At 44.6% G+C, this 15,383-nt stretch carries 10 protein-coding genes, 2 rRNA genes and 4 pseudogenes; 7 read left to right on the plus strand and 9 right to left on the minus strand.

Annotated features, from left to right (window positions below):
* Window positions 1-18 precede the first annotated feature (18 nt).
* From MiSe_RS21955 to MiSe_RS21975, 5 genes are all read left to right on the plus strand, one after another.
* Window positions 19-492 carry a hypothetical protein gene (locus tag MiSe_RS21955; RefSeq protein WP_226584905.1) on the plus strand — a complete coding sequence of 158 codons (474 nt, stop codon included), beginning with the start codon at window positions 19-21 and terminating at the stop codon, window positions 490-492.
* Window positions 459-977 (plus strand): RNA-guided endonuclease InsQ/TnpB family protein, encoded by a 519-nt coding sequence (locus MiSe_RS52820; protein WP_226584906.1) that lies wholly within the window; start codon window positions 459-461, stop codon window positions 975-977. Before MiSe_RS21955 ends, MiSe_RS52820 begins: the two co-directional genes overlap by 34 nt.
* 8 nt (window positions 978-985) lie before the next feature.
* On the plus strand, window positions 986-2,659 hold the full coding sequence (locus MiSe_RS21965) for a tetratricopeptide repeat protein (protein WP_226584909.1): 1,674 nt from the start codon (window positions 986-988) through the stop codon (window positions 2,657-2,659).
* Between the two features lie 411 nt (window positions 2,660-3,070).
* A complete protein-coding gene (locus tag MiSe_RS21970; RefSeq protein ID WP_226584911.1) occupies window positions 3,071-3,451 on the plus strand; it encodes a hypothetical protein in 381 nt (126 codons plus the stop codon).
* 1,628 nt (window positions 3,452-5,079) lie between these two features.
* Window positions 5,080-5,922 (plus strand): hypothetical protein, encoded by an 843-nt coding sequence (locus MiSe_RS21975; protein WP_226584913.1) that lies wholly within the window; start codon window positions 5,080-5,082, stop codon window positions 5,920-5,922.
* A 201-nt stretch (window positions 5,923-6,123) separates the two neighbouring features.
* Here the strand turns inward: MiSe_RS21975 and MiSe_RS52825 are convergent, their stop codons facing one another.
* The 6 genes and pseudogenes from MiSe_RS52825 to MiSe_RS22005 all read right to left on the minus strand — a co-directional run bounded on the left by MiSe_RS52825 (window position 6,124) and on the right by MiSe_RS22005 (window position 13,364).
* Window positions 6,124-6,378, minus strand: coding sequence for a zinc ribbon domain-containing protein (locus MiSe_RS52825; RefSeq protein ID WP_373872836.1), 255 nt, complete (start codon window positions 6,376-6,378; stop codon window positions 6,124-6,126).
* Window positions 6,379-6,415: 37 nt separating this feature from the next.
* Entirely contained in the window at window positions 6,416-6,682 is a 267-nt protein-coding gene (locus tag MiSe_RS21985; protein ID WP_226584917.1) for a hypothetical protein, read from the minus strand.
* 27 nt (window positions 6,683-6,709) lie between these two features.
* Window positions 6,710-7,096 (minus strand): hypothetical protein, encoded by a 387-nt coding sequence (locus MiSe_RS21990; RefSeq protein ID WP_226584920.1) that lies wholly within the window; start codon window positions 7,094-7,096, stop codon window positions 6,710-6,712.
* Window positions 7,097-7,152: 56 nt separating this feature from the next.
* Window positions 7,153-8,910, minus strand: a pseudogene (locus MiSe_RS52830) (group II intron reverse transcriptase/maturase).
* 627 nt (window positions 8,911-9,537) lie between these two features.
* A pseudogene (locus MiSe_RS52835) lies at window positions 9,538-11,295 on the minus strand (group II intron reverse transcriptase/maturase).
* 819 nt (window positions 11,296-12,114) lie between these two features.
* Window positions 12,115-13,364: pseudogene (locus MiSe_RS22005) on the minus strand (RNA-guided endonuclease InsQ/TnpB family protein).
* Between the two features lie 54 nt (window positions 13,365-13,418).
* On the opposite strand from MiSe_RS22005, the gene tnpA reads away from it, so the two are divergent.
* Window positions 13,419-13,826 (plus strand): IS200/IS605 family transposase, encoded by a 408-nt coding sequence (gene tnpA / locus MiSe_RS22010; RefSeq protein WP_226584922.1) that lies wholly within the window; start codon window positions 13,419-13,421, stop codon window positions 13,824-13,826.
* 39 nt (window positions 13,827-13,865) lie between these two features.
* Here the strand turns inward: tnpA and MiSe_RS51100 are convergent, their stop codons facing one another.
* Window positions 13,866-14,000, minus strand: coding sequence for a hypothetical protein (locus tag MiSe_RS51100; RefSeq protein WP_264196638.1), 135 nt, complete (start codon window positions 13,998-14,000; stop codon window positions 13,866-13,868).
* A 359-nt stretch (window positions 14,001-14,359) separates the two neighbouring features.
* On the opposite strand from MiSe_RS51100, the pseudogene MiSe_RS22015 reads away from it, so the two are divergent.
* Window positions 14,360-14,867, plus strand: a pseudogene (locus tag MiSe_RS22015) (transposase); the annotation flags it as partial.
* Between the two features lie 221 nt (window positions 14,868-15,088).
* On the opposite strand, the gene rrf reads toward MiSe_RS22015, so the two are convergent.
* A 5S ribosomal RNA gene (rrf, locus tag MiSe_RS22020) occupies window positions 15,089-15,205 on the minus strand.
* A gap of 55 nt (window positions 15,206-15,260) precedes the next feature.
* Window positions 15,261-15,383: ribosomal RNA gene (locus MiSe_RS22025) — 23S ribosomal RNA — on the minus strand; the annotation flags it as partial.

Consider the following 15,383-nt stretch of genomic DNA (forward strand, 5'->3'; position numbering starts at 1 on the left):
TTCAGACTAGACAAAGCAATGGCTGCTTTCTTTCGACGAGTCGCAGCGGTCGAAAAACCTGGGTTCCCAAGATTTAAGCCCCGTCATCAGTTTTTTCCACTCAAATATCCAGGGGCTTATCTAGCTGTGAGCGGCGGGAAAATTACTTTGCCAACGGTCGGCAAGGGCAAGGGGAAAAAATTTGAAAACGTCGTCGCACATCTAACAGAAACTCCCCCACCAAATTTTAAAGAAGTAGCTGTCACTAAAGACAGTCGTGGTCGCTACTACTGTTGTTTTGTCTATGAAACCAATAGTTATTCTCCTAGTGACAACCCAACATATCTAGGGATAGATTTAGGCATCCAGACACTAGCAAGCGGAGTTAACGAACAAGGAAGAGTTTATCAGATAGGTGGCTTTAAGGGTTATAGATGGTTCAACCGTCAATTAGATAAAATTCGCTCAAGGAGGTCTTCATGCAAAAAAGGTTCAAGGTTGACTGTTTCCTAAGTAAAGTCTATCAACTCGTAGCCGAAAAGAAAAGAAATAAGCTCGTTGATTCTCTCCATAAAGCATCTAGCTTGATCGCTTACAAACTGGCTGAAAGTGCTGTTGTGATTGGCGAACTGTCACCCCGACAGATGGTGAGCAACTCTCATAATAAGTTTAGGAACCGGGCTGTGTTTAATGACTGGGGATTGTATCAGTTTGTTGAAATGCTCAAATATAAATGTGTGTTAGCTGGTAAGTCTTTACACCTTATTAGCGAGCGAGATACATCCTTAACCTGTTCGCGATGCTCTCACCAACAGGATATGCCCCTGTACAAACGTACTTATCGTTGCCCCCATTGCGGTAATGTGATGGATCGAGATACTAACTCTGCCATCAATATACTACTGCGGTTCCTTGCGCGGCTCGCGCCACACAAACTGGCAACAGTTTGCGGTGTACTTGGAGTAATCCAAGCAATCGACACGTTTACACACGTTTAGAAGAGCAGATGAACGTTCACCTTGTCTTAGACGACAAACCCACCCGAAAAGACCAGAAGCTGAAAACCTTAAGCAATTATCTGCAACGCTATCCCTCAGGATGGAAGAAACGTTTGGAATTGGCAAATCTGCTGTACGAGATGGGACGCTGGCAGGAAGCTGTGGAAGAGTATCAGCAAGTACTCCAGCGCCAGCCCTGCTTAATGGGGGTGCAGTTGCAACTGGGGAAGATTTTGCACCTGATGGGAAAACAAGCAGAGGCGATCGCGGTTTATGAGAAAGCCTTGTTTTTATCCCCCAATGCTGCGACTGGGCACCATATAGAGGGATTGATTGAAGTCTGTCGCGATCGCCATCAAGAAGCTGTGAAGCTGTTCGAGTCGGCAGCATCCACCGAACCTGACAACCCTGCTCACTGGTATGCGCTAGCAGACATATACCTAAAGACAGAATCTCCTGTGGCAGCCCTACGAGCCTTTGATGCGGCATTATCGCTCAATCCGAATGACGTTGTTGCCTTGAGCCAGAGTTATGAGCCTCTGTTGGCAGTGGGCAAAATTAAGAAGGCACAGCAGCGTTTGGAGCAGGCATTAAAGCTATCTCCTAATGATTGCCGCACTCTCCAACAGTTGGCGATGCATCGCTGCCAGCAAGGGTTAGTTGCGGGCGAGGCGGGCAAGCAGACTAAGCAGTTGATTAAAACTGCCTTGGCTTTGGCTCCTGACTCTGCCACTGCCCATCAAGTTTTGTCACTCTACCACCTTTGCCGGGGTGAGTGGGAAAAAGCGATTGCCCTGTTGCTGAAGTTTACACAGGAACACCCTAACAGTCCTTTTGGCTGGTATTACTATGCCTGGTGTTTGTTCCACACGGGCAATTCCTATACAGCTGCTGATGCAATTTTGAGAGCTTATACGCTTTACCAGAATGATTGCGAAATCTATCGGGCGCTGTGGGAGATTTTGCCTGCTGCTGGGAGATTGGGGGAGTTACGCCATTCTCATGTATTCCGCCAGGGAATAAATTCCCTGGTTCATAGCTCAAGTCCGTTAAAACCTACTGTTGATATTTCTTGTAGTCGGTTTCAACCGACTTGTGCTGTAGCCCCAGATTTCCGGGCGGGTTATGAGTCGAATCAAACAACCCTGGTATCTCCTCCTGCTTCCCTACTAGAAGAGATGCTCGAGCGCTTTCCCCAACGCTGGAGTGTTTGGGTAACGGCGGGGCGAGTGCTGGTGGAACATTATCAAGATATTGAGCGAGGGTGTATGATTTCTGCCCAAGCGGTGCAACTTCAACCTCGGCTACCTGATGCTTGGTTTCTGCATGGACGGGTGCTGGCGCTAGCAGGGAGGCATCGGGAAGCAACTGAAGCGCTGGAACAAGGATGGCAGTTGCCACCCAAAGGGGATCTGCGATCGGTAACTGCGTCTGTGTGGTTGGGGGAGAGTTATCAGGCGCTTGGGGATGAACGTTGCAGTCGGAAATGGTGGCAAGAAGCTTACTACTACGCCAATGCACTAATGAAGTTTAACCCCACTACCGCTGATTACTGGCAAGGGAGGGCATTGTCCGCATTGGGTGATGTGACGGGCGCAAGTTCGGCTTACCGCCGTGCCTTGTCTGGGAATTTGCTCTACCCAGCACCATCTCCGGTCAACGAGGCTTTGAAACAATTGTAAACTTTTGTTCACAAATGTTCCTAATTTTGAGGCTTTTTTCGACTTATACCCCGATTTTGAAAAAATTGCCTCTAACTCGAAAAATTAGACAAATTGCCCTCTGAGAGCGTCTTTAAGGTGTAAGGATCGTGTATCCAAAACACGGATAAGGGATGGGATATCTACACTACCCCTGCCCTAGAGAGGCAGTGTAGATAATGAAGCTGCGAACTCAACCCCTCATATCATGTTGGTTTGTATCCTTCTTGTTAAGACAGCAGGTGAACAACCTCACCCCCGACTCCTCTCCATACATGGAGAGGGGAGGAGATCAGGTGATAAGTAAAGAAGGGCTTTAGGTATCTTCAACTAGACAAGAAGGATGCTACAAATTGAATCAGTTTTTCATCCAGTTTATTAACTAATAAAACCATGATCGAACTAGAAAATGTCAGTGGCCTCAGTGCACCTTCAGCGAGTCAAAAAAAAGCAATTCTAAACAGCGGACTCCTCGAAGAATTCTGCAAGAAACTAAGCAAAGACGGCAAGGGCACAAAAGTCTCTATTGGGCCTCAGGAAAGCCGAGGTACGATCGTCAGTAAAGAGGGATATCGTATTGACCTGCAGAAGTATAACAATGACGGGTTTGCCAACTTCCAGATTCAGAACAATACCACAGGAGGGGTTACGAGCCTCTCTTTTGCGGCCCTGTTCATGCAGCCCAATCAGGAATTCAGCGGTCAAGATGTCATAGAAGCCTTTACTAGGAGCCTCAACAGCGCAGGAACGCAGGCTGCCCGTTTGAGAGCATAAGCTGGGCACTGGCTGTCTGTTGGAAAGAGCGATCGCGCTGTTTGACTGAGTGCGATCGCGTTTTTACTTTGTCTACCAGCTCTAGCTGCATTGCCAAGCGTAAAGCTTCCTCCAGGGTTACTGCCTTCTCCATTTGTTCTTAGCTTGCTCCCAGTCAAAAGATGGTGGATGTTCTCCCATTTTCACTCACATCCGGCGCCCGCGAGTCAGTGGATAATTCGGTCTGCAAATTAGGGGAGCTTGACTAAATAGCCAAATACTTTACTCTAGTTACTCATAGTTATTTATGACGATAATATTGACTTTGTTGTAATTTTATGCTAGATTTAGCATCATGCCGAAAACCAAGGCTTAAAATATTCTGGTTTGTAAACCAGTCGCTGCGCTGCAAAACTAGCCAGCCGAGAAAAAGGTCGAACGTTTTACCACTATTCGTTAAATAGGCTGAAAATAATGGTTGAGCAATGGCTAAAAGCTGCAAAAAACAGTTACTCATCTTAAAATAGGGTGTTGCTCACCCGAATTTACGCATCACTCCACAAATCGCAGGGTGGAATGATTATATCTTCCGCTTCGGTCGGTACAGTTAAACTTGCCGCAGCCTCTGAATTTTGAGCAAAGGTCATGGTGGTTAAGCGGCAAGATGGCTACTTCTAGTTTAATCGGGGGGTTCTCGCTTGGATGAGATACCGAAGCGATGGCATTCCCCTGATCGTTGTGTTCTAGAGCGCCAGTCCATTACTCAATGTTGACAAAATAGGCAGATTGTGTAGTAACCGAAAACCTCTGGAGGGGCGAAGCATTCGGGCGATAATTTATGGCTCGAATCCAAGATTTGTTGCTTGAATGCTGACGCTAGTTCCGACGCTCGTTCCTCGCTAACACTGCGCTATCGCTACCGCAACGCTTTCGCCCCTACTAACAATATTCTCTATGCATAAATCTTACTTATTGTCAAATACTTTTACTCGACTGGCGCTCTAGGCTTCGACGCTGTGGGCGTATATTTGCTTTCACTGACATGCTGCCTAAGGGGGGTAAGGGGGGAGTGCGTAAGTCCTTCTTCCCAGACGCAACGCTCCCGCATTTGGATTAGGTTTGAGGGTGAGGGAGTGCGATCGCCAATTGCCGTAGGGTGCATTAGGGCGAGCGCTCTGTTATAGGTGAGGTTGAGTATCGCCAACCGGCTTTTTCGAGATAGCGCTCTTGCTGGTCGTTCGTAGGAGCCTTGGTATCCATTAGTGTCAACTTAAGCGTCAAACCCTTACTCAATCAGATCTTCGTAGGGTGAGCTGCTCCCGGGCGAACAGTATTTTCACGCCTACAACCAAGCCCAAATTCGTCTTGCCCACCAGTCGGTGTGGTGGGCAATTCCCGAATTAAGGATTAATAGATTAGTGTCAAAGCTGCTCACGCCAATTGCCCACCCTGCAAAGATTTTCGCTTAAGTTGACGCTCAATTTGTCAAGTTTTGTGACAATTTTGTCCCACTTTTGAGACGTTTTTTGAGTTATGCCCCGATTTGGGAAAAAATGCCTCTAACTCGAAAAATTGGCCGGAATAGCCAAGTGAAAACGTCTTAGTAATAGAACCGAAGTTTACTCACCAAGTGAGGTATAAAGATCGACATGACAAAGTTTTCGAGCCTAATCAAACGGTTGGCAACCACTCTGATGGTGGTGCTGACGGTTTTCTCTGCTGTTTGTTTGCTGTCAACTAACCCAGCATTTGCCAACCCAGATACCTCAAGCCCCTGGGTTATTCAAAAAAGTCTTTCTTGGACGCGTTGGGCTCCTGCTCCCTATCTGCGTTGGGATGTGTATAACGATCTTGACAATCGGGTTCAATTAGTTGCCGATCCAACCACTAAGAGTGCGGTTTACTTCCTGAAGTCGGATGGAAGTGTTGGCTATCGCAACGTCGATCACAACGTCAACAAAACTTTCCCCGGTATTACTGCCAAGCAGATTGCGGTAGGTAAAAACGGGCGGCTGTGGGCGATTACCACCGATGGGCGTTGGGCACGTTGGGCTCCTGCTCCCTATCAGCGTTGGGATATCTATAACGATCTGGACAATCGAGTTCAATTAGTTGGCGATCCTCAATCGGAAGGTGGAATTTACTTCCGTAAGGCAGATGGCAGCGTTGGCTTCCGCAACGTCGATCACAACGTCAACAAAACGTTCCCCGGTATTACTGCCAAGCAGATTGCGGTAGGTAAAAACGGGCGGCTGTGGGCGATTACCACCGATGGGCGTTGGGCGCGTTGGGCTCCTGAGCCTTATCTGCGTTGGGATATCTATAACGATCTGGACAATCGGGTGCAGTTGGTTGGCGATCCTCAATCGGAAGGTGGAATTTACTTCCGTAAGGCAGATGGCAGCGTTGGCTTCCGCAACGTCGATCAAAACATCAATAAAGCATATCCAGGCGTTGTTGCAACAGATATAACAGTTTCCGATCCCGCTTAAACTTTTTGCTCTCAATCATTCATTAGAGGTTGACACTCCCCGCTCTAAACAGACGGGGATTCTTGCGTCTACAGATACTCTCCACTAGGGAGAATACCCAACATCTGCGTTCGGGGCTGTGCCAAGCAGCCCATTCTCCAGACCGGATGAAACCATTACAGCAGCATCTCTCTTTAGGTCTAAAGAACATGAGAAACCATCCTACCCGGCTAGATTTCTCGCAGCATTCAAATCAGCATTGTGGTAGTGACCATTAGGGCAATTAAAATGGTCTCCTTTTCTATCGCCAAGAGTGCCACAAGTAGAACAAGACTTACTGGTATATGGAGCCGGACGCTTAATCAGTTTCAAGCCCTTTAAGGCTAACTTATACTCCAGTTTTTGCTCCAGAGAATAATACGCCCAAGAATGTCTAGATTCTCCATTGTCAGAGCGATTCTTTTTACTCTGCTTCATAGTTTGACGACACCCTTCTAGGTCTTCAACCACTACATCAGCATTCAGATACGAGCGCGAATCGAACAATCCTTCTGCTAATAGTGTGGTTGACGGCTTCCATCCACCTACGTTCTCGCTTATCCCACTTTTTCAAAGCGCGGAATTTAGACGCTGATTGCAAAGATTTTCGACGCTGCTGATTAGGACGACGACGATGTTTAACTTCCTTGCCACTAAAGAACTTCCCAAAACCGGATTCAGGTGCTACCACAGCGATATTGTTCTGCCCTCGGTCACATCCAACTCTGTTAATCGTCTGCACTGCTGGAACTTCCAGAGTGACAGAGATCTAGGCATACCACTTCCCTCGATGCTTAATGAGTTTGGCAGAACCTTTATCAATAAAAGTATCATTTTTAAGCAACAATTCCAAAATTGGTTGCCAATGTTTTGACGCTACTTCTACAGGGACTCGCTTGGTTCCTTTCATTTTCGGAAAACTTAAGCTATAAGTTTCCCCAATTTTATGAATTGTCCAGTTCTGCTTATTGATTTCTGGGGGCAGAGATTTATATTGTTTAACCTTCTTCCCAACTCCAGACGTGGTGTGCCGAATTGTTTGATTAGCTCTTGGCAACATGAGCAACGTTTCTATCTTGGCTGTGGTCAACTTCCTTCGTTCAGGAAGTGGAATAGTTAACAGCCAATTCGCTAACCGAGTATTTGACTCAGTCATCTCGCCAAACATCTTTGCTTTGGCTTGATTGAGGTCGGAAAACTGTTAAACTAAGCCTAGATGTCACCATCTAGACTCGTCTTCAAAACCGTGCGTGAGACTTTCGACCTCACACGGATCCTCAGTTACACGGTGCTTTTCACGCATACTAACCTTATCCAATGAGGTTTTGGTGTCATGGCAATGTCGATGGAGTAATTGTTTATTGCTTTTGGAATTATTACCCCCAAGGAATTTGGGAGTAATGTGGTCGATTTCCAGCAATTCCCCATCTCGGAATGTTAATCCGCAATATGCACATCTGCCTTTTTGCTTCTTAAGCAATTGGGCTTTATCTATTGGCATTTCTGGGTGTGAACCCATCCGACTACTCCAGTATGTTAAATCCCCATCATAAGGACTTTTTTCACCTTTAACTTTCGTGGATCTGACAATTTTAGTGTCAGAATGGTTTTGGAGTTTAAAAGCGTTTTGTCCTTTCCTAGTTGAGAACACCCAGTTTCTATTTCCTATTGAGTTCCAGTATTTACTGTGTACCCATTTTAAGGATTTATTAGGGTGTCTTCTTTTTCCCCATCTTCTCAGTTGTAGATCTAGGATATTGTCACAATGGCTATAGGTTTCTTTACTAACTTTGGTTGAGTAGTAATTCGAACATCCTCTAATGATTGGGTTCATCTCCTTTATTAGTGCAATTTGAGGCGAGGATTTATGTTTGGCTATTTTGTCACCTAAATTTCGGATGTGGATTTTTACTTTTTCTTTGCTAGGGGTGATGAGGGTTTTAAATCCTATTTTTTCTCCGTTAGTATTGCTGCCACATTGATTTTTACCTTGTGGGTATTGTCTGCTGAATCCTCAGAATTCGAAACCTATTTCCCCATTATGTTTATTCAATGTATGGGTTATTTTGGTTTTACTAGGTTTGAGTTCTAATCCCATTTCTGCTAGCCATTCATTGATTATCTTTTGACAGTCAAGGATGACATCTAAGCTTTCATGCAGGATAACAAAATCATCTGCATATCGGATTAGGGATAGGGCTTTTCTGTTATTCCCTTTCCTTCCTTTGAGCGTTTCAGCATATTGCTTCACTTTCTCTTCCATACCGTGTCGGGCTATATTTGCTAACAACGGACTGATTACACCGCCCTGTGGTGTACCCTCATCGGTAGGAAATAAGGTTCTGCCATCTATAACCCCTGATTTTAGCCAAGCCTTGATTTGTCGTCTTAGCTTGGCATACGTAGTTTTGTCAAAAGTTTTTCATGATTGATTTTATCGAAGCATTTTGAAATATCTGCATCTAACACAAATTTGGGTTTGTATCGAATTGCCAGGAATATTGCTTCGATAGCATCGTGGGTTGAACGTCCAGGTCCCAATCCATAGCTGTTCGGTTCAAATCGAGCTTCCCATTCAGGTTCCATTGCTAATTTTACTAGAGCTTGTAAAGCTCGTTCATACATTGTAGGAATTCCTAAAGGTCGCTTTTCATCATTTCCCGGTTTGGGTATCCAGACTCGACGGTTTGGCTTCGATTTGTGACCAACTTTTAGTTGGTTTACTAGGGTAATTCTTCCAGGAGGTGTTAGGGATTTTCTTCCATCAACTCCTGCTGTTTTCTTACCTTGATTATCTGGCGTCACCCGCCGTACAGCTAAAAGTTTGCTGTACCAGGACTTGAGGAGTAGCCGTTGTAATTTGTGGATTAATTTGACATTACCTTGTTGACTAGATCTGAATATTCGTTTTTGCAACTTAAAGACACATCTTTCGACTTTTCGCCAGCCAATTGATCTCCTTCCATTCATACATCGATTTTTCAATCGTGTTCATAACTTTTGAATTGCTATTGACGACTATTCAATCCATGCAACCGGATTCACGTCAGCATATCCTTGTTCATTACAAACAGGCGGCTTCTTGAATCATCCTTCCTCTTTAAACCTTCCGCTGGTTACTACTTAAGAATCGACCTTCTTAAGAGGTTTATAGAGGTTACTTCGTTCCTAATCTCCGTTGTTTCTAATTTTAGGGTCTCTCTATCCACCGAGTCCTTATGGATGTTCCTCGTTAAGATACTAAAATTCTTCGAGCATTTTGGACTATTGACTTTTGTCCCCAGCCGATAATCCGCGTAGGCTAGTTCGCTATAACGATGGTTCAGACGAGAGTTCGTATGCCTACCCATGATTAGGTGCTAGGCGGGATTCCCTGTCGGATTCAGAGTTACCGCCGTTTAACCCCGCTTCAATCCATAAAGTTACCAGCTTTATGAACTGGGGGTTATGCTTTCACCGCAACATCTACGGGAGTGGACTTTCACCGCTACGGAAATTAAGTTGTCAAGTTTCAGTTTTCCTGAAATACTTGCCCGGTTTATATTTCAGCCTTTTGGCTTCCATTCCGACCAGAACGAATCGCACGTTAAACTAAGCCTAGATGTCACCATCTAGACTCGTCTTCAAAACCGTGCGTGAGACTTTCGACCTCACACGGATCCTCAGTTACACGGTGCTTTTCACGCATACTAACCTTATCCAATGAGGTTTTGGTGTCATGGCAATGTCGATGGAGTAATTGTTTATTGCTTTTGGAATTATTACCCCCAAGGAATTTGGGAGTAATGTGGTCGATTTCCAGCAATTCCCCATCTCGGAATGTTAATCCGCAATATGCACATCTGCCTTTTTGCTTCTTAAGCAATTGGGCTTTATCTATTGGCATTTCTGGGTGTGAACCCATCCGACTACTCCAGTATGTTAAATCCCCATCATAAGGACTTTTTTCACCTTTAACTTTCGTGGATCTGACAATTTTAGTGTCAGAATGGTTTTGGAGTTTAAAAGCGTTTTGTCCTTTCCTAGTTGAGAACACCCAGTTTCTATTTCCTATTGAGTTCCAGTATTTACTGTGTACCCATTTTAAGGATTTATTAGGGTGTCTTCTTTTTCCCCATCTTCTCAGTTGTAGATCTAGGATATTGTCACAATGGCTATAGGTTTCTTTACTAACTTTGGTTGAGTAGTAATTCGAACATCCTCTAATGATTGGGTTCATCTCCTTTATTAGTGCAATTTGAGGCGAGGATTTATGTTTGGCTATTTTGTCACCTAAATTTCGGATGTGGATTTTTACTTTTTCTTTGCTAGGGGTGATGAGGGTTTTAAATCCTATTTTTTCTCCGTTAGTATTGCTGCCACATTGATTTTTACCTTGTGGGTATTGTCTGCTGAATCCTCAGAATTCGAAACCTATTTCCCCATTATGTTTATTCAATGTATGGGTTATTTTGGTTTTACTAGGTTTGAGTTCTAATCCCATTTCTGCTAGCCATTCATTGATTATCTTTTGACAGTCAAGGATGACATCTAAGCTTTCATGCAGGATAACAAAATCATCTGCATATCGGATTAGGGATAGGGCTTTTCTGTTATTCCCTTTCCTTCCTTTGAGCGTTTCAGCATATTGCTTCACTTTCTCTTCCATACCGTGTCGGGCTATATTTGCTAACAACGGACTGATTACACCGCCCTGTGGTGTACCCTCATCGGTAGGAAATAAGGTTCTGCCATCTATAACCCCTGATTTTAGCCAAGCCTTGATTTGTCGTCTTAGCTTGGCATACGTAGTTTTGTCAAAAGTTTTTCATGATTGATTTTATCGAAGCATTTTGAAATATCTGCATCTAACACAAATTTGGGTTTGTATCGAATTGCCAGGAATATTGCTTCGATAGCATCGTGGGTTGAACGTCCAGGTCCCAATCCATAGCTGTTCGGTTCAAATCGAGCTTCCCATTCAGGTTCCATTGCTAATTTTACTAGAGCTTGTAAAGCTCGTTCATACATTGTAGGAATTCCTAAAGGTCGCTTTTCATCATTTCCCGGTTTGGGTATCCAGACTCGACGGTTTGGCTTCGATTTGTGACCAACTTTTAGTTGGTTTACTAGGGTAATTCTTCCAGGAGGTGTTAGGGATTTTCTTCCATCAACTCCTGCTGTTTTCTTACCTTGATTATCTGGCGTCACCCGCCGTACAGCTAAAAGTTTGCTGTACCAGGACTTGAGGAGTAGCCGTTGTAATTTGTGGATTAATTTGACATTACCTTGTTGACTAGATCTGAATATTCGTTTTTGCAACTTAAAGACACATCTTTCGACTTTTCGCCAGCCAATTGATCTCCTTCCATTCATACATCGATTTTTCAATCGTGTTCATAACTTTTGAATTGCTATTGACGACTATTCAATCCATGCAACCGGATTCACGTCAGCATATCCTTGTTCATTACAAACAGGCGGCTTCTTGAATCATCCTTCCTCTTTAAACCTTCCGCTGGTTACTACTTAAGAATCGACCTTCTTAAGAGGTTTATAGAGGTTACTTCGTTCCTAATCTCCGTTGTTTCTAATTTTAGGGTCTCTCTATCCACCGAGTCCTTATGGATGTTCCTCGTTAAGATACTAAAATTCTTCGAGCATTTTGGACTATTGACTTTTGTCCCCAGCCGATAATCCGCGTAGGCTAGTTCGCTATAACGATGGTTCAGACGAGAGTTCGTATGCCTACCCATGATTAGGTGCTAGGCGGGATTCCCTGTCGGATTCAGAGTTACCGCCGTTTAACCCCGCTTCAATCCATAAAGTTACCAGCTTTATGAACTGGGGGTTATGCTTTCACCGCAACATCTACGGGAGTGGACTTTCACCGCTACGGAAATTAAGTTGTCAAGTTTCAGTTTTCCTGAAATACTTGCCCGGTTTATATTTCAGCCTTTTGGCTTCCATTCCGACCAGAACGAATCGCACTTAGTTTTAGCGTGATAGTTACTTGACTCATGCTATTATTTTAGCATATCTTACCCTAATGGGTAAAGACGGCAAATAAATAAGCCCTTGTCGCATTTCATCCACCGGATAAATCACGGTGGATGAAATGCTCCCGCTATTATTTAGGTAAGCTTGTTGGTGGAAAATCGCTGGTGTTAGTAATTCATGAACTACCCACTGCTGCTAACGCTGAGCAGTGGGTTTCTGTCGCTTCATAGAGGAAATTTGCTTCCAACCTCCCGTGTGTTGGGGACTGGAAGTAGGGATTACCTCTCCACGACCCGTGTCCGCTAGTTCCTAACGCCCATGACAGCATTACAAGAGCAGCGGCTACATCCCTGTCGCTAGTATAGCCACACTCTGAGCAGAGATGAACGCGCTCAGAAAGGTCTTTTTTGCGTTGATGACCACAATTGGGGCAGGTTTGGGAAGGCTTAACTTTTTTAGTAGGAACCTTGACCAAAAATCCACCGGATTCCTGTAACTTGTACTCGATAGCTTTGGTGAGATTCCCAATGCCAATGTCCAACATTGAACGATTAAGCCCCGTATGCATGAGCCTTCCTTTTGCTACCTTTTTTTGCCTTGCGGGTCATCCCCTTGAGATTGAGTTCCTCAGTTGCGACGAGGCTGTTACCGCTGACTATCTCTGCCGCAACTTTATGAGTCCAATCTTGTCTTTGGTTAGTCACCTTGCGCTGTAGTTTTGATACCCGCTTGGTTGCCTTTTTCCAGCGTTTTGATGCCTTAACTTTTTTCCTGAAATTAGGCGCTCTTTTGCGGCGTTTCCCCTTAGATGCTTCCTTGACTTTTTCCTGACTTTTGGCGAAAAACCTGGGATTCTCTATTAGCGTTCCATCACTCATGGCGACGGCGTGATAGGTGCCAAAATCTAGCCCAACTGCACCTACACCCGCTTCTCTGATTGGTACGCACTCAACAGTAATCGATGCGTACCAGATCCCATTGCGATCAACAATCGTGCAGGTAGTAGGTGTCCCCCAAATCCTGGCTTTACCCCGCATCTGAATAGATAGCTTGAGGTCAGTCAATTCTAAGTAGCCATTGTTACCTGTATGAACCTTCCAGGATTGAGTGTCTGGATAACTCCATCCACTGTGCCGAATTGACTTGAATTTAGGCTTGCCTCTTAGTCCTTTAAAAAAGGATTGGTAAGCTAAATCAACTCGTTTCAAAGTCGCTTGCAAAGTGTGCGAACCGAGTTCTTTATACTCAGGCCAAACTTGTTTAAAAGCAGCGAGTGAGTTTTGTTGCTCTAAGTACGAAACACAGTGACCAAGCTTTTCGTACTGGACTTTGCGGTTGCAAATAGCCGCGTTGTAAAGCAGTTGATGCATTTTCCTTGCCCACAGCAGTTTTTTAGCTGCTGCTGGCTTGGGATACAGCCTAAAGGTCACTCGTCTGACTGCCACAAACTTACCTTTACTTGATATACTAAAGCTTAACATCAGATGCAGGTAGCGTCAATGTCTGTCAGAAAAGGTTCACACTCTGTTTTTAGCATTCACCTACACTTCGTGTTTGTTACCAAGTATAGGCGCCTGGTGCTGAAGGCTCAAATCCTAGATCGCATGAGAGAAATTTTGGCTCATGTTTGCGTTAAAACCAAGTGTCAATTGATCGAGTTTAACGGCGAATCAGACCAGGTACACTTGTTGATAAACTTCCATCCAGACAACAACATTTCAGCTTTCACAGGCAGTCTTAAAAGTGCATCTAGTCGCATCATCAGAAATGAGTTTGAAGAACAATTGAGCAAGTTTTATAAAAATCCTGTTTTGTGGTCTGGATCTTATTATGTTGCCTCTACAGGAGGTGCGCCCATCGAAAAAATTAAAGCCTATATCAAGTCTCAGGATTCTCCGCAAGAGTGATTGAATTTTTGAGGGGTATCGAACCCCTCAAAAATTCCGCTATCCTTCCCCACCTTGTAAGAAGGTGGGGACAGCCGCGATTAGTTCTAGATGCGCGGCGATAACTTGGTTATTTGGGCTGGGTGTATTGTGTCGCTTCCCGTGGTCAGGGTGGCGCAAAATCCGTTTTTTCATACTTAGAACGTCAAACCATAGCTGCTGCTAGTTTGACATCTTCAGTACCCTGATGTTTCAGCGCAGGAGCGATACAAGAACCAAATTGAGCCAATGCAAGTAGGTTCTGCTAAAACAGAGAGGCCCTCAAAGATCGTGTTTGCGTGTCTTTGATCAGAATGATAATCATACAGAGAGGGAAAAGGCAATCAGCGATTGCCTTTTCCCTCTGCCCGACTAGCAAAGATTCTCATTTTCATTATCAGTCTTTTTGAGCATATTCACTCATTGACAAAAGTTCCACTTTCTTAACCTGGCACGAATGGTGCCGGTCTTACCCGCCTCTCCCAGTCACAGAGACGCCCCACGACCTGTGCCGCTTTTTTGATCGCATCAGTTGGGATAACTTTAACGAATCGGGAGACTTCAAATCCCAAATAGAAGCTTATTATAACTTCACAGGATATTATCGGTGAATCGGTTCATGTTGACCGCATTTATCGAACTAGAGAAAACCGAGCCTGGTGCAAAGAGAGAGGAATTAGAATTAGTGGCCCTCCTTTAGGAAGACCGCCTGCTCATGTGAGTCAAGAAAACAAGAAGCATGCCAGAGAAGATGAGAAAATTCGCAACGCTATTGAGGGAAAGTTCGGACAAGGCAAACGAAGATTTAGTCTTTCTCGAGTGATGGCCAAACTTTCTAATACTTCTCAAACCGCCATTGCTATTACTTTTTTAGTTATCAATCTTTCTACCTGGATCAGACGGGTTTTTTGTGCTTTTTTGTGTCGATTTCCCAAAACAACACCTTTCTCCCCCTCGCTGATTATCAAAAATTATCTTTGGGCGCATCTTGGACCATATCAACTTATGTACGATCGAGCTTGAATAAATCATTAATCCTTCTGTCGCGATCGCAGACTTATTCAGCAAGCCCTAATTAATCGCCGCTTCGCAATAAGCGGGCATTTTATCAACGGGGGTTGAGGGCAATAACGCTTATACAGCAAGCCTTCTAGGGCGCTTGTCGCCCCCTAAACCAACAAATACAAACACCAAAAAGCTCTCTTCGATCAGAAACAGAAGAGAGCTTTTTGGTTGATTATAGAACCTGGCACCGCGCTATTTTTCCAGACAGTCACCCGCCTAGTATCTTCGCCGCTGCGGCGTTTCACCTCCGAGTTCGGGATGGTTCGGTGTGGAGCCACCGCGCTCACAGCACCAGGAAAAATGGTTGGGTAATTTACAAAACCCAGAAGACTGCATAGCAACAAATAGTTTGAGGTCAAGCCCTCGGTCTATTAGGACGCCTGGGCTGCATACATTACTGCACTTCCACCTGACGCCTATCAACGGGTGTTCTACCCGTGACCTTACTGGATTAACTCCATGAGAGCACTCATC

Origin of the sequence: Microseira wollei NIES-4236 (assembly GCF_020521235.1) — a bacterium.
GTDB classification, from domain to species: Bacteria; Cyanobacteriota; Cyanobacteriia; order Cyanobacteriales; family Aerosakkonemataceae; genus Microseira; species Microseira wollei.